This is a genomic window from Mycolicibacter engbaekii (genome assembly GCF_002101585.1).
GTDB lineage: Bacteria > Actinomycetota > Actinomycetes > Mycobacteriales > Mycobacteriaceae > Mycobacterium > Mycobacterium engbaekii.
Genome location: NZ_LQOT01000019.1, coordinates 34,172 through 55,742, shown reverse-complemented (window position 1 = coordinate 55,742; position 21,571 = coordinate 34,172). Strand labels below are relative to the sequence as shown.

Below are 21,571 nucleotides of genomic sequence, written 5' to 3'. Positions count from 1 at the left end.
CGACCCGGGCATTCGCATACACCGGTATTGGCATTCTCATTTCTTGCAAGTACCGTATCCATCGATGAGTGACCCAGTGCAAACCTCCTCAGGGATTCCGCTGAAACCGGTATACGGCCCGGAAGACCGGCGCGAAGAGCCGCCGCCCCCAGGCACGTATCCCTTCACCCGCGGAAACTTCGAGTCCGGCTACCGCGGCCGGCTGTGGACCTTCCGCCAGTACTCCGGCTTCGGCACCGCCGAGGAGTCCAACCGGCGCTACCGCTACCTGCTGAGCCAGGGCGGGACCGGGCTGTCGGTGGCGCTGGACCTGCCGACGCAGTGCGGCTACGACTCCGACGACCCCGAGGTCGGCGAGGAGGTCGGCCGCGTCGGGGTGGCGGTGGACACCCTGGCCGACGCCGAGATCCTGTTCGACTCGATACCCCTGGACAAGATCAGCACCAGCTTCACCATCAACGGAACCGCCGCCATCCTGCTGGCGTTCTACGTGGCCGCCGCGGAGCGTTCCGGGGTGCCGCGCGCCAAGCTCACCGGCACCATCCAGAACGACATCCTCAAGGAATACGCCTCCCGCGGCACCTGGATCTGGCCGCCGGAGCCGTCGCTGCGGCTGATCGCCGACACCATCGAGTTCTGCGCCGCCGAAGTGCCGCGGTTCAACGCGATTTCGGTCGCCGGTGCGCATTTCCGCGACGCCGGCGCCAATGCCGTGCAGGAGATGGCCTTCACGCTGGCTGACGGCGTCACCTACTGCGACACCGTCGTCGAGCGTGGCCGCATGAGCATCGAGCAGTTCGCGCCCCAGGTCTCTTTCTTCTTCTACACCCACGGCGACTTCTTCGAAGAGGTCGCCAAATACCGGGCCGGGCGGCGCCGGTGGGCCACCATCGTGCGCGAGCGCTACGGCGCCAGCAGCGACAAGGCATCGATGTTCCGATTCGGCTGCGTGGCCGGTGGGGCATCCCTGTTCGCTCCCCAGGCCCAGAACAACCTGGTGCGGGTCGCCTACGAGTCGATGGCCGCGGTGCTGGGCGGGGTGCAGTCGATGTTCACCGCCGCCTGGGACGAGCCCTTCGCCCTGCCCAGCGAGGAGTCCGCGACGCTGGCACTGCGCACCCAGCAGATCCTGGCCTATGAGACCGGAGTGGCCCGGGTGGCCGATCCGCTCGGCGGCTCCTACTTCGTCGAGGCGCTCACCGACGCCACGGAAGAACGCATCATCGAGATCATGGCCGACCTGGAGAACCACGGCGGCATGGTGCGTGCCATCGAGGACGGCTATCTGCAGGGCCTGATCGCCGATGAGGCGTTCAAGATCCACCAGGAGATCGAGTCCGGCAGTCGGCCCGTCGTCGGCGTCAACAAATTCACGTCTGACGAACCGCCGCCGGAGATCGCCACCTACGAGCTCGACGCCGCCGGCCGGGAGGTCCAGCTCAAGCGGCTGGCGCGGGTCAAGGCCGAGCGCAACGCCGATGACGTCGCCGCCAAGCTGGCGGCGCTGTCGCGCGCCGCCGAGGGCGATCTCAACCTCATGCATCCCCTGATCGACTGCGCCAAATCCTACTGCACGGTGGGCGAGATGGTCTCGGCGCTCAAAGCAGTCTGGGGCGAATTCCAGCAACCGGTGGTGTACTGATGACTTCTCCGCTTCCCTCCGCCGTCCCGGCCCGTGTCCTGGTCGCCAAACCCGGTCTCGACGGCCATGATCGCGGGGCCAAGATCGTCGCCCGCACGCTGCGCGACGCCGGCTTCGAGGTCATCTACACCGGCATCCGCCAGCGCATCGAGGACATCGTCGCCATCGCCCTGCAGGAAGACGTTGCGGTGGTGGGCCTGAGCATTCTGTCCGGCGCGCACAACGCATTGACCGCCCGCGTCGTCGAGGCGCTGCGCGCCGCCGACGCCGGAGATATCGCCGTGGTGGTGGGCGGCACCATCCCGCAGGGCGACGTGCCCAAGCTGCTGGAGGCCGGGGCCGCCGCGGTGTTTCCCACCGGGACGTCGCTGGAGGAGCTGGTGAGCGGCGTGCGCCAGGTGGTGGACCAGAGAAAGGCGCACTGATCATGCGACTTGGGGTGATGATCGGCGCCGAACGCGGCGACATGGCGCGCAAAGTCGCCAAGCTGATCGCCGACATCGAGTGGGCCGATCAGGCGGGCCTTGCCACCGCGTGGATGCCACAGGTGCCCGACGATTTCGACCTGCTGACCATGGTGGCGCTGATGGCCTGCCACAGCACACGGATCGAACTGGGCACCGCCGTGGTCCCGCTGCAGGCCCAGCACCCGATAGCGCTTGCCCGCCAAGCGCTGTCGGTGAACGCGATCTCCGGAGGGCGGCTGGCCCTGGGCGTCGGGCCGTCGCACCACTGGATCATCCGGGACATGCTCGGCCTGCCCTACGACAAGCCCGCCGCCTACACCCGCGACTACCTGCAGGTGCTCAATGCCGCCATCACCGGCCCCGGCCCGGTGGATGTCGAGAACGAGCACTTCACCGTGCACAACCCCACCGCGCTGGGCGCCGAGACCCCGATGCCGGTGCTGGTGGCCGCGCTGGGTCCGGTGATGCTGCAGATCGCCGGAGAGCACGCCGACGGCACCTCGCTGTGGATGGCCGACGAGAAGGCGATCGCCGAGCACATCGCGCCGCGGATCAACAAGGCCGCGGCCGCAGCCGGCAAGCCCGCGCCCCGCATCGTGGCCGGTATTCCGGTCACGCTGTGCGCCAACTCCGAGATCGAGACCGCCAAGGAGCGGGCCAACCGGATCCTGGCGGAGGCCGAGACCTCGCCGAACTATCAGCGCCTGCTCGACCGAGGTTCGGCCCGTGACGTCGGCGACCTGTGCGCCGCCGGCGACGAGGAGTCGATCCTCAAGCGGTTCAAGCAGTTCGCCGACGCCGGAGTGACCGACCTGTCGGTGCGGCTGCTGCCGATCGGTGACTCCCGTGACGAACTGATCGCCTCCAAGTACCGCACCCGTGAGGTGATCGCCGAGCTCGCCAAGGCGGTCTAGGTGAGCGGACCGCTTACCGGGATCCGCATCCTCGAGGTGGGGGTGATGCTGGCCGGCCCGTACGCCACCATGTTGCTGGCCGATCTCGGCGCGGAGGTCATCAAGATCGAGCCGCCGGGCGGGGAGATCTCGCGGCAGGTCGGCGCCAGCTACTTCGCCAGCCTCAACCGCAACAAGACCAGCATCCAGCTGGACCTGACCTCGCCGACCGGTCAGGCGCGGCTGGGCGAGCTGGTCGCCGAATCCCATGCGCTGCTGGTGAACATGAAGCCGTCGGTGATCAAGCGCCTCGGCCTCACCTACGAAGCGCTGCGGCGGCACAACGAGCGGATCGTCTGCGTCGCGTTGACCGGATTCGGCCTGGACGGCGGAGATGAGCCCGCGTTCGACTACGTGATCCAGGCCGCGACCGGGGTGGCCGCGATGACCGGGGATCCGGACGCGCCGCCGACGCTGCCGGGCTACTCCTCGGCGGACAACTCCACCGGACTGACCGCGGCGCTGGGCCTGCTGGCCCAGATTGTCAGCGGCCGCGGCGGGCAGGTGGAGGTGTCGCTGCTGGACGTGATGCTGTCCCAGCTGAACTACCGCGCGTCGGCCTACCTCAACGACGGCGTCGAACCGCAGCGCTATCCCCATGGCGCTCACTCGTATTACGTTCCCGCGCAGCTCTTCCCGACCGCGCAGGGATATCTGGCACTGTTCGTCACCCACGACGGCTTCTGGAAGGCGTTCGCCGAGGAGGCCGGCGTCGAAGGCTTCGCGACGATGGCGCAGCGGGTAGCGCACCGTGACGAGGTGCTCGCGGTGGTCACCGCCGCGCTTGCAGCCGACACCGCAGCGGGCTGGGAGGCGCGGCTGCGTCCCCTGGGCATCCCTGCGGCCGCGGTGCGGACGTTGCCCGAAGCCCTCAAGGAGCATCCGGAAATGGTGGTCACGGCAGGGGATTTCCGGCTGGTGGGCAGCCCGATCCGGGTCGCCGGGTATGAACCGGCCTACTCACCGCCGCCCGCGCTGGGTGACTAGCGCGGCCGGCGGGGCAGGGCCCGCACCCTAGACGGTGAGAATCGATGCCGAGGCGGTACCCGGCGCGCCGTAGACCTGGGCGAAGCCCACCTTCGGGCCGCCGGGCACCTGGCGGTCACCGGCCTGGCCGCGCAGTTGGCGCACCAGTTCGTGGATCTGGCGCAGTCCCGAGGCGCCGATGGGCTCGCCGTTGGCGATCAGCCCGCCGTCGGTGTTGACCGGCAGTGACCCGCTGATCTCGGTCGCCCCGTCGGCGAGCAGCTTCTCCTGGTCGCCGTCGGCGCAGAAGCCGCACTCGGCCATGTGGATGATCTCGGCCCCGGCGTCGGTGTCCTGCAACTGGATGACGTCGACGTCTTCGGGTGTCACGCCGGCCCTTTCGAAGGCGGCGCGGGCGGCGTAGACCGTCGGTGCCACGTCCTCTTCGATCGGGGCGGAGGTGGCGTGCACCTCGTAGGCGCCGTAGCGGCGGGTGCGGATCTCGGTGGCCTGCAGGTAGACGGGCTTACCGCTGAAGCGGTGCGCGATGTCGGCGCGGCACATCACCACCGCGGCAGCGCCTTCGTCGGGCGCGCAGAACATGAACTGGGTGAGTGGGTAGTTCAGCGCCGGCGAGTCGAGGATGGCGTCCTCGGACATCGGCTTGCGGCGAAATGCGTTCGGGTTCAACGCTCCGTTGCGGAAGTTCTTGGCGGCGACCTTGGCCAGCGTCCGCTGGGAGATGCCGTGGTCGTGCAGGTAGCGGTTGGCCTTCATGCCGAAGAACTTGGTCGTGACGAACTGACCGTTCTCGGCATACCAGGCCGGCAGTGCCAGCTTGGCGGGGTCGTCGGTGAACGCGCCGCGGGGGTGCTTGTCCATGCCGATCGCGATGCCGATGTCGTATTTGCCGGACCGGATGTTGTCGGCGCAGACCTGGGTGGCGGTGGCTGCGGTGGCGCAGGCGTTGAACACGTTGGTGAACGGGATGCCGGTGAGACCGACCAGCCGCGTCACCGCATCGGGATTGGAGATCTCATAGCTGCCGCCGACCCCGAACTGGATGTCCTTCCACTGCGCCCCGGCGTCGGCCAGGGCCAGGTGGATGGCCTCGGCGCCCATCTGCATCGCGGACTTGTCGAATCGGCCGAAGGGGTGCAGTCCGACGCCGATGATCGCCACGTCGTTGTTCGCTACCGTCATTGTCCAGGTCTCCTTAGACGGGCTGGAACGCCCAGGTGAGAATCTCGGTCCCGTCGTCGTCGACATAGAACGGCACCATGGTCAATTCGACGTCCATGCCGAATTGCAGTTTGGCGGGATCGGATTCGGTCAGGCGAGCCTCGACCTGAACCACGTCGCCGAGTCGGACCAGTCCGACTCCGTACGGGGTGAAGCCCTCGGCGGTCTCCCCGCCGGCGTAGGGCAGCTTGGGCACAAAACCTTGGGTGGTCCAGGCCTCAAGGGTGCCCTGGCGGGGCAGCAGCACATCGTGCATCTGCGGGCCGCTGCAGCGTGGGCAGTGGTCTTGGCGGGGCCAGACCGTCGCCTCGCACTCCGCGCACCGGCTGCCGATCAGGGCGAGATTCTCGTCGGGCCAGTTGGTGACGTCGGGCGCAAGCGGCTTACGCACCGCTACCACCGGGCCGCTGACCAGTCGCACATCCGAGGGAAATCACATTCTCGATTAGAGCATACGTGCCTACGGTCAGGGAAGGCGAACGCCGCGAGTTCAGTGCGTGGGGGGAGGTCCCGCGGGCCGCGGGCGGCCGGAATCGCCGGGATCGCCCGGCGTGTCAGGTCGCGGGAAGGCGCTGCGGCTACCGGCCGGTGGCTACTTGGCGATGCCGTGGGCGCAGAAGTCCCACACTTCTTCGGCGGTGATCGGGTGGGCCGCCGGGTCGTCGGATTCGGCGCTGGACTGGGCGACGAACATGACGGTCTGCATGGTCATCGCCGCCATGCGCCGGGCGTTGACGCCCTCGCGCAGTTCGCCGGCCGCCTCGGCGGCCTCCATCAGCTCGGTGAGCAGGGCCAGCAGCGGGGTGAAGGCGACGCGCACCTCGGTGGGGTGCGAGACCAACAGGCGCGGCGCGAAGTCGGTGAACAGGGGCCGCTTGGCCGCGGGGTCCGGCCGGGACAGTTCGAAGAGCAGCTCAACCGCTACTTTGAGCCGCTCCAGCGGCTTGGTCTGACCTTCGGTGGCGGCCCGGATCTGATCGGAGGTGCGCACCAGGGCGTCTTCGAACAGCGCCAGCAGCAGCTCGTGCTTGCCGTTGAACTGCAGGTAGAAACTGCGCAGCGACTGCCGGGAGCGCTCGACGACTTCCTGCACGGTGAAGTCGGTGCTGCCCTTTTCGATGATGATGGCCTGGGCCGCGTCCAGGAAGCGCTGAACGCGCTGGGCGGCCCGCAATCGTGCGGTCTTGATCGACCGCTCGACCGCCCGCTGCTTCCAGACGGGCTCTTCTTCCGGGTTACTCACCAGCGGCTCCAGCTGTTGCCTTTTTGGGAGAACACGAATGCACCCTACCGGAGAATTGTGGCGCAGCGCCGCTGGCTGTCGCAGCGCTGCCGTGGCGATAAATAAGATGGTAACTTTCCTAAAAGGAGAAGTTGCTTCTCATCCCCGGGTTTCGGCACGCGGGCCGGCGCATGACCCGGTGACAGCCCACCGCCCCGCCGGCGACCACCCCGTCCCGGCCCGCTGACGAAGGACGCCGATGTACATCGACTACGAGGTCGCCGAGAAGATCGCCACGATCACCCTGAACCGGCCCGATGCCGCCAACGCCCAGAACACCGAGCTGCTCGACGAACTCGACGCGGCATGGACCCGCGCCGCCGACGACGACGAGGTGGCCGTCATCGTGTTGCGCGCCAACGGCAAGCACTTCTCGGCCGGTCACGACATCAAGGGTGGCGGCCCGGTTCCGGACAAGATCACTCTGGAGTTCATCTACAAACACGAATGCAAGCGCTACCTGGAATACACCCTGCGCTGGCGCAATGTGCCCAAGCCCTCGATCGCCGCGGTGCAGGGCCGGTGCATCTCCGGCGGGCTGATGCTGTGCTGGCCGTGTGACCTGATCATCGCCGCCGACGACGCCCAGTTCTCCGACCCGGTGGTGCTGATGGGTATCGGCGGTGTCGAATACCACGGGCACACTTGGGAACTGGGAGCGCGCAAGGCCAAGGAGATACTGTTCACCGGCCGGGCGATGACCGCGCAGGAAGCCGAGCAGACCGGCATGGTCAACCGGGTGGTCCCGCGTGAGCAGCTGGACGCCGAGACCCGCCAACTCGCCGAGCACATCGCCACCATGCCCTCGTTCGCACTGCGTCAGGCCAAGCGCGCGGTCAACCAGACCCTGGACGTGCAGGGCTTCCATTCGGCGATCCAGTCCGCGTTCGACATCCACGAAACCGGTCACGGCAACGCGCTCTCGGTCTGCGGTTGGCCGATCCTGGTGAACCTTGACCAGATGAAGTCGCAGGTCACCTAGCGAACGGCCCGGCGTGGCCGGGCGCTTATGTTCTCGGGGAATCTAAGGGTTGAGCCGGCGGACGCCATAGGGCAGCGTGGTACGCGCATGTACCGCGGGGTGTTCGAAAGGTGTTGGCGTGGCCGAGAAGACTAGTGATCCGGTGCTGCTGCCACCGGTGGTGCCGATCCCGGCACTGTTGACGGCGCTGCTCTTCCTTTTCGGCCGCAAAGGCGCCTTTCGGGCGGTGCAACGCCGCTACCACGGTGCGTTCACGGTGCGCCTGCCGGTCGTCGGACACGCAGTGGTGATCAGCGACCCGGTGTTGGCGAAGAACCTGTTCACCACCAGCAGCGACCTGGTGGCCCGGGCCAACAATCTGGGGGCGGTGCTGGGACCCGGATCGACGTTCAGCTTGGCCGGCGCCGAGCACCTTCGCCGGCGCAAGCTGCTGGTGCCGCCGTTCCACGGCAAACGGATGACCGGATATGAGTCGATCGTCGAGCAGGAGGCGCTCCGCGAGGTCGCGACCTGGCCCGAAGGGCGGGAGTTCGCCACCCAGCCGTCGATGATGCGCATCACCCTCAACGTGGTCCTGCGAGCGGTCTTCGGTGCCGAGGGAGCCGAGTTCGACGAACTGCGCCAGATCCTGCCCTCACTGGTGGAACTGGGGTCACGACTGGCGGTGCTGCCGCCGCGGGTCCGCCGCGACTACGGCCCGCTCAGCCCCGGCGGGCGCTACGCCTTCTACCGGCGGCGATACGACGCATTGATCACAAGACTGATCGCCAGAGCACGCCAGGACCCCGATTTCGCCGAGCGTACCGACGTGCTGTCGCTGCTGTTGGCGGCGCGCTACGACGACGGGGAACCCATCAGCGATGCGCACATCGCCGATGAGTTGCTGACCCTGCTGGCTGCGGGCCACGAAACGACGGCGACCACTCTGGCGTGGGCGGTGGAGCGCATTCGCCGCCATCCGGACCTGCTGGAGCGCCTGGCGGCAGAGGCCGACGCCGGCGGTACCGAGCTGTTGCAGGCCGTGGTGTGGGAAGTGCAGCGGACCCGTCCGGTGGTCGAGGGAACCGGGCGCCTCACCCACGCACGGATCAGACTGGGGCGGTGGGTGATCCCCGAAGGACGCATGGTGGTGGTGCCCTTCCGGATGCTGCACCTCTCGCAGCAGCATTACGAGGATCCTGAGCTGTTCAACCCGGACCGGTTCGTGGGCAACCCGCCCGACACCACCTTCTGGGTTCCCTACGGCGGCGGGGTGAACCGGTGTGTGGGTGCGGCATTCGCCAACATGGAGATGTTGGTGACGCTGCGCACCCTGTTGCGCGAGTTCGAATTCGGCACCACCACCGCACGGGGAGAGCGCAACCGCTCCCGCGGCGTGACCACCGCGGCAGCGCGCGGAGGCCGAGCGGTGGTGCGGCGGCGGCGCACCGACGCCCGTCTCACCCCAGTTGGCAGCGCAGCTGGCGTTTGAGCACCTTGCCGTAGCTGTTCTTCGGCAATGCCTCGATGAACTCATAGCGCTTGGGGCGCTTGAACCGCGCGATGCGCTCCAACAGGTGACTGTCCAGCTCGGCCGCGGACACGCCGCCCACGACGAAGGCCACCACGATCTCGCCCCACTGCGCGTCGGGCGCGCCCACCACCGCGGCCTCGACGACACCGGGATGGCTCAGCAGCGCCTCCTCGACTTCGCGCGGATAGATGTTGCTGCCGCCGCTGATCACCACGTCCTTGGAGCGGTCCCGCAGGGTCAAGAAGCCGCGGGCGTCGAACGAGCCCCGGTCGCCGGTGAACAACCAGCCGTCCCGGAGCGCCTCGGCGGTGGCGCCCGGGTTGTTCCAGTAGCCGCCCATCACCACGTCGCCGCGGCACACGATCTCGCCGACCTCGCCGGTGGAGGCCCGGCTGCCGTCGTCGCGCAGGACCGCGACCTCGACGCCCGACCGCGGCCAGCCGACCGAGCCCAGGACGGCGTCGTCGCCCAGGTGATCGGCCCGCTGCAACCCGGTGATGGTCATGGGCGCCTCGCCCTGGCCGTAGAGCTGGGCGAACACCGGTCCGAAGGCGGCCATCGCCCGTTTGATGTCCTCGAGGTACATCGGCCCGCCGCCGTAGACGATGCTGCGCAGGTTGGCCGGGCGGTCCCGGCCGGTGGCCACCAGCCGGGCCACCATCGTCGGCGCCAGGAAGGCGGTGGCGCCCGGATGGTGGGCGCACAGGTCCAGAAACTCGCCGGCGTCGAACGCCCCGGACGCCGGCACCACCTGGCGGGCCCCGCGCAGCACATAGGGCGCGATGTAGAGGCCCGATCCGTGCGACATCGGCGCACCGTGGATCAGGCTGCAGCCGGCGTCCGGGTCGTCGAGGTCGGCCAGATGTGCCACCGTCATCGCCATCAGGTTGCGGTGGGTCAGCATGGCGCCCTTGGAGCGTCCCGTGGTGCCGCTGGTGTAGAACAGCCACGCCAGCCGGGAGGGATCGGGGTCCGCGGTGTCGGCCGGCGGGCCGGCGAATCGATCCCGGTAGGCGGCGCCGCCGATGGTCTCCACGGGTGTCCCGACCGCCGCGGTGAGCTCCGGTGCGAGTTTGGGGGACGCGAAGACCAGCGCCGCGCCGGCATCGTCGATGATCTGCGCCATCTCCCGCGGATGCAGCTTGTAGTTCAGCGGCACCACGACGTGACCGGCTGCCCAGGTGGCGAACATCAGCTCGATGATCTCCGGCCGGTTCTCACTGGCGATCGCGATGCGCGCCCCGGGGCCGGACAGCCGGCCCAGCGACGTCGCGATCCGCCGGGCGCGGTCGGCCAGCCCGCTCCAGGTGTGCAGCAGCCGCTCACCGTGATACACCGCGCCCTGATCGCCGAACCGGGCCGCCGCCTGATCCAGCAGTGCGAACAGGTTCACGGTTGCACCCAGTCGGAGTCGAGACCGAAGTCGGACAGGTATTTGGTCGCGCTCCAGCCGCCGTCGACCACGATGGTCTGGCCGTTGATGAACGAGCCCGCCTCCGAGCACAGGAAGGCCACGGTGCCGGCGATGTCGTCCACCCGGCCCAGTCGCGGATACGGCGTCATCTCGGTGTTCAGCTTGCGAAAGCGGTTGTCGGAAAGCCGTTGTTCGACCATCGGTGTCACGGTGACACCGGGGGCGACCGCGTTGCACCGGATGCCCTGGGGCCCGTACTGGCAGGCCAGGTGGGTGGTCAGCGCGGTCAAGCCGCCCTTGGCGGCAGAGTAGGCCCCGCCCCGCAATCCGCCCACCACGGCGAAGGTCGAGGTGATGTTGATGATCGCCGAACCGGGTCCCAGGTGGGGCAGCACTTCGCGGGTCAGGCGGAAGGGTGCTCGAAGCATCAGATTCAGGAAGTGGTCCAGCGTCTCGTCGTCGGTCTCGTGCAGCGGCTTGGGACTGCCGACTCCGGCATTGTTGATCAGGTAGTCCACCCGGTCCCAGCGGGACAGGGCGGCCTGGAGGATCTGCCGGGGCGCGTCCGGCTCGGTCAGGTCCACCGCCACCGTGGCGATGCGTTCGGGTTCGACACCGGCGTCCTGGAGGCTGGCCGCCAACCCGGCCAGTCGGTGCTCATCGCGGCCGGTGGCCAGTACCGCCATGCCCTGCCGGGCCAGCTTTGTCGCGCAGCCGAATCCGATTCCGCTGCTGGCGCCGGTCACAATCGCCACCTGCATGATCTACTCACCTACCTCCGCCGGGATCAGCTGCGCCCGGATCTGTTGCTTGAGAACCTTGCCGGCGTCGTTTTTGGGCAGTTCGTCCCAGACGACCACCTGCTCGGGGGCTTTGAACCGCGCGATGCCGCGTTCGGTCAGCATGGCGCGCAGGTCGCCGACTGCCGGTGCCGGCTCACCGGCCGCAACGATCACCGCGCAGGCACGTTCCCCGGTCCGCGCATCGGGTATCCCCACCACGGCGACCTCGGCGATCTGCGGATGGTCGATGAGGATGTCCTCCACCTCGCGCGCCGAGATGTTCTCGCCGTTGCGGATGATCACGTCCTTGACGCGGCCGGTGACCACCAGGTGGTCACCGTCGACCCACCGGCCGAGATCGCCGGTGGCGAAGTAACCCTGCGCATCGAAACAGTCGCGCTCGTCCTCGGGGTGCAGGTAGCCGCAGAACATCTGCGGCCCGCGCACGTAGATCTCGGCCTCGCCGGCCGGCGTGCCGGGGTGCGAGACCAGCTTGATCTCGGCGATCCCGGGCCGGCCGTCGGTCTCGGCGGCGTGGGAAAGGTGTTGTCTGCCGATCGATCCGACCGTGCTGACCGGTACCTCGCTGGATCCATACACCCGGGTGACGGTGGCGGTGCGGAAATAGCCGGCCGCCTCGCGGATCAACGAGGATGCAACGGAGGCTCCGCCGCAGACGAACAGCTTGAGGTCGGGCAGGTGAGTTCCGGCGTCGCGCGCGGCGGCCAGCAGCTGGACCAGAAACGGTGTCGCCCCCGCCATGTGGGTGCAGCACTCGGCGAGCATGAGCGATACGGCCGCGGCGGGATCCCAGGTGTCCATCAGCACGGCGGTGGTGCCGAGCAATAGGGGGGCCTCGAACGCATAGATCGATCCGCCGATGTGCGCGATGGGGGAGGGCACCAGGAACCGGTCGCCGGGCGTCACCAGCCAGTGCCGGCCCAGCTGGCTGATCAGGGCGTTGATCGAATTATGGGTGTGCAAAACACCTTTCGGCCGGCCGGTGGTGCCGGAGGTGTAGAGCAGCAGGCGGATCGCGTCGGGGTCCACCGCGGGCAGGGCGGCCGGTGGCTGCGAACGGTCGATCAGCGTGCGGTAGCCGGTGTGCTGGGCGGCCGAGCCGCGGACCAGCACCACTTCGGGTGCCTCGGGAAGATCCGCGGTTACCCGGTTCAGCATCGCGGCGTAGTCGTGGCCGCGGAAATGCCCTGGCACAAACAGCATTCGGCTGCCCGAATCGGCGAGGACGAACCTCAGGTCCGCGTCGCGCAATGACGGCAGGATGGGGTTGACCACCATCCCGGCCAGGGCCGCGGCCAGGTACACCACGGCCGCTTCATGCCAGTTCGGCAGCATGAAGGACACCACACTGCCGCTCGGCATCCGCTCGAGCATCGCCCCGGCCAGCCGGCTCGCCTGGCGCTGCAGTTGCCCACAGCGCAGCCGGGTGTCGCCGTCGATAAGCAGCACCCGGTCGGGATCCCGTTCGGCGGCGTCGCGCAGCCGGTCGGCCAGCGTGGTCGGGACCCACAGGCCCGCCGCGTATGCCGCGGCGGCGCGCTCGGCGGTGCTACGGACCGTCACGGGCCGCTCGGTCCGGTCACCCGGTGCAGCGTCATGGAGTACCGGTAGTCGTCGCCGGCATGGGTGTTCACCGTCACCTGGGCGATCTCGCCTTCGGAGGTGGTGTATCGGCGTTGCATCTGCAGCCCGGCGGTGCCGGGGGCGACGGCCAGTGCGGTGCTGAGTTCGGGGGTGATGATCACTGCGCGGATGTGCTGGCGGACTTCGACGACGCTGACGCCGAACACGTCCTCGATCAGGGGAAAGATCGGCCCGGTGTGCCGCTGCAGCAGTCTGCCGACCCCGGCGAACGTCCGGTTGATGTAGTACTCGGTGTGGCAGATCGGTACGGCCTGGTCCTCGGTACGGCGGTTGCCGCGGACCGCCAGCCACTGCGTGCCCGGCGCCAGGCCGGTGCGCGCGGCGGCTTCGGAGTCGAGGGTGACCATGGCGTTGGAGTCGATCTCGAAGTGCGCGCCGGCGGCGAATGCCACCAGGTCGTCGATCGACACCACCTCCTGGGCATAGCAGTTGGCCGCGGCGCGGGGGACCACCACGGTGCCGGAGCGGGGACGCGAGACCACCAGGTTGTCCTCGCGCAGCCGGCGCAGTGCTTCGCGCACGGTGTAGCGGCTGACATTGAACCGCTCGCACAGTTCATGCTCGGTGGGCAGTTGCGAACCGATGGGGTAGACGCCGTCGGCGATCTCCTTGCGCAACACCCGTGCGACCCGCAGGTAGCGGTGGTCGGTCACGGGCCGACCGGGTGCAGGGCCAGCACGCTGCCGTCGCCGTCGGCCGAGATGAACAGGGTGCCGTCGGGGTGGCGGGTGATGCCGGCGAAGGGCCCCTGCGGGCCGGAGAACGGTGGCATGCCGTTGAGGGGTTTGGGCGTGACACCCGGCGGTGGCCCGATCGGCAGCCCCTCGGCGATCACCTGTCGCGCTCCGGTGCCGAGGTCGACGGCCAGTACCTGCCGGCGTCCGGCGTCGACCACATACAGTGTGCGGCCCGCCCGCGCGATGCCTTGCGGGCGAACGAGTTCGTCCACCACGGTCTGATGCCGCGACCCGTCGACCCGGACCACCCGCCCGGCGCCGGACTCGGCCACCAGGTAGGCGCCGTCGTCGGTGGCATCGATGCCGACCGGTCCGGCCAGCCCGGTCGCCAGCACCTCGTGCGCACCGGCGCGCACGCCCAGCACCCGTCCGGTGCCGAACTCGGTGACCGCCACCCCGGCCGGTCCCGCCGCCACCCCGTAGAGCTGATCGAATCCGTCGGCGAGCACCTCGCTGGACGACTGCGCCGGCTGGTAGCGCGCGACCTGCCCGCCGGAGGTGGTGACGACGAACTCGCCGGGGCCGACCGCGGTCACGCCGCGCACGAAGCCGGGATAGCCGGGACTGAACAGCATGCCCTGGGTCTCCAGGCGGCCGCCCGGCGTGACGGCGTAGAAGTAGGTGCCGTCGGCCACATAGAGCCGACCGGCGGCGTCCACGGTCAGGTCCAGCGGCCAGTTCAATCCGCCGGGCAGCACGGTACGGATCTGGCCGGCACCGGAGATCTCGGTGATCTCGCCGGTGAAGTTCGAGACCAACAATCGCCCGTCGACGAAGGTGCAGTTGTCGAGCCCGGGTTGCAGCTGCGCGAGCACGGTGGCGGTGCCGGTGCGCGGATCGATGCGCAGCACCTGTCCGCTGGCGGCCTGGGTGGAGACGATGCAGCCCTCGGCGTCGAACTTCACCGAGTCCGGTACGCCCAGATCGGCGGCGACCCGCTGCGGCGTGGCGCCGGCGGCAAACGGGTCGATCCGCCAGATCTCGTTGGCGGTCATCACCGGGAAGTACAGCAGGCCGTCCGGCCCCACCTCCATGGCGTTGGGCGACGGAAGGTTCTCGGCCAGGATGCGTTGCGCACCGGTGCCGCGGTCGAGTTCCATCAGGCGCCCGCCCTCGCGGCATTCCCCGACGAACAGCCGGTCGCGGTACACCGTGATCCCGTTGGCGCAGGGCAGGTCGTCGCGCAGGATGCGGCTGCGGCCCGAGGGGTCGAGCGCACTGACCCGCGCATCCATCACCTCGGTGGCATACAGGATGCCGTCGGCGTCGAATGCGACATCGTCGGGTGCCACGACATCGCCGCCGCGCGCGCTGACCACCGCCAGCTCGCCGGTGGACGCGTCCAGGGCACTGATCTGGCTGCCGGTGACCTGCGCGACGTAGACCCGGCCGTCGGGGCCGGTTCGCAACCCGTTGGCGCCGAAGAGCCGACTCGGTTCGGTGATCCGCTCCAGGCGCCAGCCGGGCGCCACCGTGGGCGTTCCGGCCACCTCGCGCGGGCACGGCAGGGCGGCGGTCATGACTCCGGACGTTAGCAAGCTCTGTTAGTCCAGACAATAGCCCGCAGTGGACGGGATTCTCGGCCTTGACGGGTGAATAAGCCCTGCGGAATAGTGTTCTGCAATACGCAGAACGGAGTATTTTGTCCGAACAAATGACGGCAGCCGACGCCGGCGACGCTGCGGTGGGCGGCCCGCTGCGCGGCGTGCGCGTGGTCGATCTGACCACCATGGTGATGGGCCCGTACTGCACCCAGATCATGGCCGACATGGGCGCCGACGTCATCAAGATCGAGCCGCCCGAGGGGGACGCCACCCGCTACATCTCCGCCGGGCCGGCACCGGACATGAGTGGTGTGTTCGTCAACGTCAACCGCGGAAAACGCAGCATGGTGCTGGACCTGCGCTCGGCGGCGGGGCACGCGGCGATCACCGCGCTGATCGGCAGCGCGGACGTGTTCATCCATTCGATGCGGGCCAAAGCGATCGCGAAGCTGGGCCTGGGTTACGACGACGTCGCCGCACACAACCCCGGGATCGTCTACACCAACTGCTACGGCTACGGCCGCCGCGGGCCGGCCGCGGACCGCCCGGCCTACGACGACACCATTCAGGCCGAATGCGGTCTGCCCGCCGTCCAAGAGCAGCTCACCGGACGCGCCGACTACGTCGGCACCATCATCGCCGACAAGATCGCCGGGCTGACCGCCCTCTACGCCACCATGATGGCGCTTTTCCACCGCGAACGAACCGGCCAGGGCCAAGAGGTCGAAGTCGCGATGTTCGAGACCATGGCCTCATTCATGCTCGTCGAACACGCCAACGGTGCGATGTTCGACCCGCCGTTGGGTCCGGCCGTCTACCCGCGCACGGTGGCGCCCAACCGGCGGCCCTATGACACCAGCGACGGCCGGATCGCTGCACTGATCTACAACGACAAACACTGGAACGCCTTCATCGCGGCCGTGCAGCCCGCCTGGGCCGGCGAGCAGTACGCCACCCTGGCCCAGCGTGCCCAGCAGATCGACACCGTGTACGGGCTGGTGGCGCAGACCATGAAAGAACGCACCACCGCACAATGGCTGGCGCTCTTCGAGGAGCTGGAGATTCCCGCCGCCCCGCTGAACTCCCCCGGTGCGCTGTTCGACGATCCGCACCTCAACGCGGTGGGCCTGTTCGAAACCGTGGCCACCCCGCACGGCCCGGTCCGTTTCCCCGGGGTTCCGACCTGGCTGTCGCGCACGCCGGGCAAAGTCGCCGGCGGCGCACCGGAACTGGGCGCGCACACCGCGGAGATCTTCGCCGAACTGGGCCTCGGGCAGGACACCGCATGACCCTGGACTTCGCCATGGGTCCGCAGGCCGGCGAGCTACGGGCCCGGCTGCGTGACCTGATCCACCAGGAGATGCCCGAGCAGTTCCCGGGCGCGTTCACCGATGACCCCGCCGACCTTGCTGCGGCGCAACGGTTCTGCCGGCTGCTGGCCGAGCAGGGGCTGCTGTGCCTGTCGTGGCCGGCGCAGTTCGGCGGCGCCGACGCCTCGGTGTGGGAGCAGACCGTGGTGCGTGAGGAGATGTGGGCGCACCACGAGCCGCGCGGCGCGCAGTACATGGGGGTGAACTGGGTCGGCCCGATCCTCATGCGGCATGGCACACCCGAACAACAGCAACGGCACCTGCCGCCGATCGCGGCGGGGGAGGTGATCTGGTGCCAGGGGTTCTCCGAGCCCGAAGCCGGTTCCGATCTGGCTTCGCTGCGCACGTACGCCCGCCGTGACGCGGACGGCTGGCTGATCAACGGCCAGAAGATCTGGACCTCGTACGCGACCATGGCGCAGTGGTGCTTCCTGCTGGTTCGCACCACCCGCGTCGGGGAGGGGTCCGTGACCAAAAAGCAGCAGGGCCTGACCGTGTTCCTGGTTCCGATGAACGACCCCGCGATCACCGTTCGCCCGCTGGGCACCATGATGGGCCCGCACCATCTCAACGAGGTGTTCTTCGACAACCTGCGCGTCACCGACGCCGACGTGCTCGGCCAGGTCGACGCCGGCTGGTCGATCGTGGCCGACGTGATGGCTTTCGAGCGGGTCGGCATCGCCCGCTACGCCCGCTGCGAACGACTGCTGGCCGCAGCGCCGCACGTCCTGGGCGTGCGCTGGGACGCCCTGCCGGCAGAGCTGATCGCGCGGTGGGTGCGCATGCTCACCCATTGCCGGCGAGCCCGGCTGATGGCCTACCGTGTGGTGGCCTTGCAAGCCGGGGGCCAGGTGGCGCCCGGTGATGCCGCCGCCTACCGCATCGCGGTCACCCGGCTGGATCACGAGAGTGCGGAAGTGCTGATGGAGATCGCCGCCGAAGCGCCCGACGAGCCGCAGGCGCGATGGTTCCGCGCCGAGGTCCAAGACCATTGGCGCTATTCGCAGGCGGCCACTGTGTCTTCGGGAAGCATCGAGATGCAACGCATCCTGTTGTCGCGTGCCCTGCTGGCGGCGCCGCGATGAACCTGGAACTGGGCAGCGAAGCCCAAGAGTACGGGCGGTCGGCGCGCCGCGCCTTCGAAGCCGCCGGCGGCGACGAGCTGGTGCTGCGCGCCGACGCCGACCCGGGCATCCGGGAGCACCTGGTCGGCCCGATTCTGCGCGAGCTGGGGGCAGCCGAACTCAAGCCCCGCGCCGATGCCGCCGAACTCGAGGCGGCCGCCGCCCTGTGCCGCAGCGCCGGGTACTGGGCGTTGCCATACCCGGTGGCCGAATGTCTCTCTGCACCCGAGGATCTCGACGTCGACGGGCTGATCGTGGTGGCCGAGCAGCTGCCGTCCGGACCGGTGGCGGGACTGACCAAGCGCTGGGCGGCGGTCACGTTGGCCGGTGTTCGCAGCACCGTGGTGGCCCAGTCGCAGACCCGGCCCGCCCTGGTGGCCGAGCTGACCCTGGCCGAAGTCGACACCGGCGGCGCCGGCGACATCGCCCTGGCACTGACGCTGCCGTGCTGGACCTTGCTGGGAATGCTGGACCGGGCAATGGATCTCACCATCTCCCACGTGCAGCTGCGTGAGCAGTTCGGCCAGGCGCTCTCGAAATTTCAGGGTGTTCAGTTCCAGCTCACCGACGCCGAGGTGGAGCGCGCCGGGCTGGACATGCTGGCCAAATACGCACTGTGGAGCATCGCGACCGGGCGCCCCGAAGCCGTCGATGACGCACTGGCACTGCGTTCGGCGGCGCTGGAGGCCGCCGACGTGGTGTTCCGGGTGTGCCACCAGCTGCACGGTGCCGTCGGATTCTGCGACGAGACCGCGCTGTCGTGGCTGTCGCGCTACAGCCAGCCGCTGCGGCGCCTGCCCTGGGGGCTGGCAGCGACCCGCGACCGGCTGGCCCGCCGCGCCCCGCGTACCGGTCTGACGGGACTGTACTCATGAAATACGATCTGCCGCAGGCAATCACGGTCACCGGGGACGGTCCGGTCCGGACTGTCACGCTCAACCGGCCCGACGAGCTCAACAGCGTCAACGCCGACCTGCACTGGGGCCTGGCCAATGTGTGGCGCCAGCTGGCCGCCGACAAGGAGATCCGGGTCGTGGTGCTGACCGGCGCCGGGCGGGCGTTCTCCGCCGGCGGCGACCTGGGCTGGATCACCACGTTTCTCGATGACGAATCCGCCCGCGACGAGAGCATCCGCGAAGGGGCTCAGATCATCGAAGAGATGCTGCGCTTCCCGCTGCCGGTCATCGCGGCCGTCAACGGCTCCGCCGTCGGGCTGGGATGCAGCGTCGCGGTGCTCTGCGACATCGTGTTGATCGCCCAGACCGCCTACCTGGCCGATCCGCACGTGGCGGTCGGTCTGGTCGCCGGTGACGGCGGAGCCGCCCTGTGGCCCCTGATCACCCCGATCCTGCGGTCCCGCGAATACCTCTACACCGGTGATCGCATCGACGCCGCCACCGCCGTCGAGCTCGGCCTGGCCAGCCGCGCGGTGGCGCCCGAGGAACTGCTGCCGCAAGCCCATCAGCTGGCGGCCCGGCTGGCCGCCCAGCCTCCCGAGGCGCTGCAGGGCACCAAGCGCGTGGTCAACATGTACCTGTCCCAGGTGCTGGGCGGGCCGCTGCAGGCCGGGTTCGCCGCGGAAGTGGCCACCATGAAGACCGCCGAACACCGGCAGCGCCTGCTCGCCTTCGCGGAGCGGGCGGCCCGGCGATGACCGGCGGTTCAGCGAGGTTCGACGGAGGAGAGGCGAAGCTGGAACCGCCGCATGAACCCACCGATTTCCGGCTCCGGGTGCGGCAGTGGTGTCGCGACAACATCCCGGCCGACTGGCGGAGCGCCCAGACCGGCGTGAGCGAGCGTGAATTCGTCGACTTCCAGCGCGCCTGGTTCGCCACCCTGCACAGCGCCGGGTTCGCCGTCCCGCACTGGCCGCGCGAATGGGGCGGCGGGATGTCGGTGGCCGACCAGGCCGTGCTCTATCAGGAACTGGCCGCCCACGACGCCCCCCGGTTGGTGCTGGCTTTCGTCGGCATCCACCACGCCGCGGCGACACTGCTGGCCGCGGGCACCGAGGAACAGCGCCGCCGCCATCTGCCGGCGATCCTCGACGGCGAGATCTGGGTGCAGGGCTTCTCCGAACCCGAGGCGGGCTCGGATCTGGCCTCGCTGCGCACCACCGCGCGCCGCGTGGGCGGCGACTATGTGGTCAACGGCCAGAAGCTGTGGGCCAGCGGCGCCCGCTACGCCCAGTGGTGCCTGCTGTTGGCCCGCACCGACCCGCACGCCCCCAAACGCAAGGGCATCTCGTACTTCCTGCTGGACATGGCCACTCCCGGGGTGCAGGTACGGCCGATCCGAAACGCCGTCGGCGATCAGCACTTCTGCGAGATCTTCCTCGACGACGTCGTGATCCCGGCGGCCAACCTGATCGGCGCGGAGAACGCCGGATGGCAGGTGGCGCAGGCGACGCTGGGCGCCGAACGCGGCATGACCATGCTCGAGCTGTCCGAGCGCCTGGGCTGTGCGGGTCTGCGTTGGCTGCTGCAGGCCGCCCCGGTCGACGACCCGGTGACAGCCGACCGGCTGGCCCAGCTGGAGACCGAGATCACGGGCCTGCGCAGCATGTGCCGCAAACTGGTGCGCGACGTCGAAGCCGGCACCGCTGGGCCGGCCGACGCCTCGATCGTGAAGCTCTGCTACAGCGAATTGCTGCAGCGGCTCACCGACTTCGGCACCGAGATCGGCGGCGTGGGCGCCCACACCGTGCTGGACAAGCCGCTGTCCAGCGGCTGGGAATCCGGATCGTGGGTGCTGGATTTCATCGGCTCCTGGGAATGGACCATTCCCGGTGGGTCCAGCGAGATCCAGCGCACCATCATCGGCGAACGCGGCCTCGGCCTGCCCAGAGAGCCGAGTGCGCCGTGACCACCGATTTCGCCCAGCTGCACGACGAGCTGCGCAGCGTGGCGGCCGACCTGCTGGCCCGCGACCGCGTGGTCGACTGGCCCACCATGGCCGACGCCGGCTGGCTGGGCCTGGAGGTTGCCGAGGAGCTCGGCGGTGCGGGCGCCACCTTCGCCGAGGCCGCGGTGATCTGCCAGGAGTTGGGCCGCGCCGCCGCGCAGACACCCTTCCTGGGCAGCGCGGTGCTGACGGTGGGGGTGCTGAACAACCTGCAGACCAGTACGGCGCGCAACACGCTGCTGGCCGACGTCGCCGCCGGCCGCACCCAGGTCGCCACCGTCATCGGGGAGTCCTTCGCCATCGATGCCCGAGGGCGGTTGAGCGGGCACGCCGACTGTGTGCTCGACGTCGAGGGCGCCGACCGGCTGCTGGTGCTGGCGACCGAGCCGTCCGGAGCGCAGGTCGCGGTCGTCGCTCACGGTCTGCAGGTCACCCCGGTGCCGCTGATCGACCAGACGCGCCGCGCTGCCGCCGTCACGGCCGACGGGATCGCGGTGGCCGACTCGGCGGTGCTGCGCTACGCCGAGCCGCAGCGCGCAGCCGAAGCCCACCACCGGGCGGCCGTCGCGGTGGCCTGCGACAGCCTGGGCCTGGCGCAGGCCATGCTCGCGGCGACGGTGTCCTACGCGCAGACCCGCCAGCAGTTCGGCCGCCCCATCGGCTCCTTCCAGGCCGTCAAGCACGCCTGCGCCGACATGCTGGTGCAGGTCTCGATGGCCCGCGTCCTGGTGCACGACGCGGTGGATGCGCTGGTGGGCAACGGACCGGACACCGAGGCCGCGGTGTCCATGGCGAAGTCCTACACCTGTGCCGCCGCCGTCGACGTCGTCGGCAAGGCACTGCAACTGCACGGCGGCATCGGCTACACGTGGGAGAGCGGCATCCACGTCTACCTCAAGCGCGCCACCCTCAACCGGTCGCTGTTCGGATCGCCGGCAGCCCACCGGAAACGTTTGACTCAGCGGTACTGATAAGAAAAGCAAG

At 69.3% G+C, this 21,571-nt stretch carries 20 protein-coding genes; 12 read left to right on the top strand and 8 right to left on the bottom strand.

What is annotated here, in order from left to right:
* Nucleotides 1-64 precede the first annotated feature (64 nt).
* The 4 genes from AWC02_RS05095 to AWC02_RS05080 are packed head-to-tail and all read left to right on the top strand — an operon-like array spanning nt 65 to nt 4,049.
* Nucleotides 65-1,642 (top strand): methylmalonyl-CoA mutase family protein, encoded by a 1,578-nt coding sequence (locus AWC02_RS05095; protein ID WP_085127704.1) that lies wholly within the window; start codon nt 65-67, stop codon nt 1,640-1,642.
* Entirely contained in the window at nt 1,642-2,067 is a 426-nt protein-coding gene (locus tag AWC02_RS05090; protein WP_085127703.1) for a cobalamin B12-binding domain-containing protein, read from the top strand. Before AWC02_RS05095 ends, AWC02_RS05090 begins: the two co-directional genes overlap by 1 nt.
* A 2-nt stretch (nt 2,068-2,069) precedes the next feature.
* Nucleotides 2,070-3,023 carry a TIGR03564 family F420-dependent LLM class oxidoreductase gene (locus AWC02_RS05085; protein ID WP_085127702.1) on the top strand — a complete coding sequence of 318 codons (954 nt, stop codon included), beginning with the start codon at nt 2,070-2,072 and terminating at the stop codon, nt 3,021-3,023.
* Nucleotides 3,024-4,049 (top strand): CaiB/BaiF CoA transferase family protein, encoded by a 1,026-nt coding sequence (locus tag AWC02_RS05080; RefSeq protein WP_085127701.1) that lies wholly within the window; start codon nt 3,024-3,026, stop codon nt 4,047-4,049.
* A gap of 27 nt (nt 4,050-4,076) precedes the next feature.
* Here the strand turns inward: AWC02_RS05080 and AWC02_RS05075 are convergent, their stop codons facing one another.
* The 3 genes from AWC02_RS05075 to AWC02_RS05065 all read right to left on the bottom strand — a co-directional run bounded on the left by AWC02_RS05075 (nt 4,077) and on the right by AWC02_RS05065 (nt 6,579).
* The gene (locus tag AWC02_RS05075; protein WP_085127700.1) at nt 4,077-5,231 is read right to left on the bottom strand and encodes a thiolase family protein; all 1,155 of its coding nucleotides are present in this window, start codon (nt 5,229-5,231) and stop codon (nt 4,077-4,079) included.
* A gap of 13 nt (nt 5,232-5,244) precedes the next feature.
* Nucleotides 5,245-5,661, bottom strand: a complete 417-nt coding sequence (locus AWC02_RS05070) for a Zn-ribbon domain-containing OB-fold protein (protein WP_085127757.1) — start codon at nt 5,659-5,661, stop codon at nt 5,245-5,247.
* Nucleotides 5,662-5,862: 201 nt separating this feature from the next.
* Nucleotides 5,863-6,579, bottom strand: coding sequence for a TetR/AcrR family transcriptional regulator (locus AWC02_RS05065; protein ID WP_085127699.1), 717 nt, complete (start codon nt 6,577-6,579; stop codon nt 5,863-5,865).
* A 172-nt stretch (nt 6,580-6,751) separates the two neighbouring features.
* Between AWC02_RS05065 and AWC02_RS05060 the strand changes: the two genes are divergently transcribed.
* Entirely contained in the window at nt 6,752-7,534 is a 783-nt protein-coding gene (locus tag AWC02_RS05060) for an enoyl-CoA hydratase (protein WP_085127698.1), read from the top strand.
* 118 nt (nt 7,535-7,652) lie between these two features.
* Nucleotides 7,653-9,005 carry a cytochrome P450 gene (locus AWC02_RS05055; RefSeq protein ID WP_085127697.1) on the top strand — a complete coding sequence of 451 codons (1,353 nt, stop codon included), beginning with the start codon at nt 7,653-7,655 and terminating at the stop codon, nt 9,003-9,005.
* Here the strand turns inward: AWC02_RS05055 and AWC02_RS05050 are convergent.
* Genes AWC02_RS05050 through AWC02_RS05030 form a run of 5 tightly spaced genes read right to left on the bottom strand, consistent with a single transcriptional unit; the run spans nt 8,974 to nt 15,165 of the window.
* Complete coding sequence (locus AWC02_RS05050) at nt 8,974-10,440, bottom strand: AMP-binding protein (protein ID WP_085127696.1); 1,467 nt, start codon at nt 10,438-10,440, stop codon at nt 8,974-8,976. The genes AWC02_RS05055 and AWC02_RS05050 overlap by 32 nt on opposite strands.
* A complete protein-coding gene (locus AWC02_RS05045; protein ID WP_085127695.1) occupies nt 10,437-11,222 on the bottom strand; it encodes an SDR family NAD(P)-dependent oxidoreductase in 786 nt (261 codons plus the stop codon). Before AWC02_RS05045 ends, AWC02_RS05050 begins: the two co-directional genes overlap by 4 nt.
* Nucleotides 11,223-11,225: 3 nt before the next feature.
* The gene (locus tag AWC02_RS05040; protein WP_085127694.1) at nt 11,226-12,827 is read right to left on the bottom strand and encodes an AMP-binding protein; all 1,602 of its coding nucleotides are present in this window, start codon (nt 12,825-12,827) and stop codon (nt 11,226-11,228) included.
* Nucleotides 12,824-13,561 carry a GntR family transcriptional regulator gene (locus tag AWC02_RS05035; protein WP_085127693.1) on the bottom strand — a complete coding sequence of 246 codons (738 nt, stop codon included), beginning with the start codon at nt 13,559-13,561 and terminating at the stop codon, nt 12,824-12,826. Before AWC02_RS05035 ends, AWC02_RS05040 begins: the two co-directional genes overlap by 4 nt.
* Nucleotides 13,558-15,165, bottom strand: a complete 1,608-nt coding sequence (locus tag AWC02_RS05030) for an SMP-30/gluconolactonase/LRE family protein (RefSeq protein ID WP_085127692.1) — start codon at nt 15,163-15,165, stop codon at nt 13,558-13,560. The genes AWC02_RS05035 and AWC02_RS05030 overlap by 4 nt, the downstream gene beginning before the upstream one ends.
* Before the next feature lie 134 nt (nt 15,166-15,299).
* Here AWC02_RS05030 and AWC02_RS05025 point away from each other — a divergent pair, with 134 nt between their 5' ends.
* Genes AWC02_RS05025 through AWC02_RS05000 form a run of 6 tightly spaced genes read left to right on the top strand, consistent with a single transcriptional unit; the run spans nt 15,300 to nt 21,558 of the window.
* A complete protein-coding gene (locus tag AWC02_RS05025) occupies nt 15,300-16,478 on the top strand; it encodes a CaiB/BaiF CoA transferase family protein (RefSeq protein WP_085127691.1) in 1,179 nt (392 codons plus the stop codon).
* Nucleotides 16,475-17,644 (top strand): acyl-CoA dehydrogenase family protein, encoded by a 1,170-nt coding sequence (locus AWC02_RS05020; protein ID WP_085127690.1) that lies wholly within the window; start codon nt 16,475-16,477, stop codon nt 17,642-17,644. Before AWC02_RS05025 ends, AWC02_RS05020 begins: the two co-directional genes overlap by 4 nt.
* Nucleotides 17,641-18,558, top strand: a complete 918-nt coding sequence (locus tag AWC02_RS05015) for an acyl-CoA dehydrogenase family protein (protein WP_085127689.1) — start codon at nt 17,641-17,643, stop codon at nt 18,556-18,558. The genes AWC02_RS05020 and AWC02_RS05015 overlap by 4 nt, the downstream gene beginning before the upstream one ends.
* Complete coding sequence (locus AWC02_RS05010; RefSeq protein WP_085127688.1) at nt 18,555-19,337, top strand: enoyl-CoA hydratase/isomerase family protein; 783 nt, start codon at nt 18,555-18,557, stop codon at nt 19,335-19,337. The genes AWC02_RS05015 and AWC02_RS05010 overlap by 4 nt, the downstream gene beginning before the upstream one ends.
* Nucleotides 19,334-20,548 carry an acyl-CoA dehydrogenase family protein gene (locus tag AWC02_RS05005; RefSeq protein ID WP_237160329.1) on the top strand — a complete coding sequence of 405 codons (1,215 nt, stop codon included), beginning with the start codon at nt 19,334-19,336 and terminating at the stop codon, nt 20,546-20,548. The genes AWC02_RS05010 and AWC02_RS05005 overlap by 4 nt, the downstream gene beginning before the upstream one ends.
* Entirely contained in the window at nt 20,545-21,558 is a 1,014-nt protein-coding gene (locus AWC02_RS05000) for an acyl-CoA dehydrogenase family protein (RefSeq protein ID WP_237160328.1), read from the top strand. The genes AWC02_RS05005 and AWC02_RS05000 overlap by 4 nt, the downstream gene beginning before the upstream one ends.
* Nucleotides 21,559-21,571 lie beyond the last annotated feature (13 nt).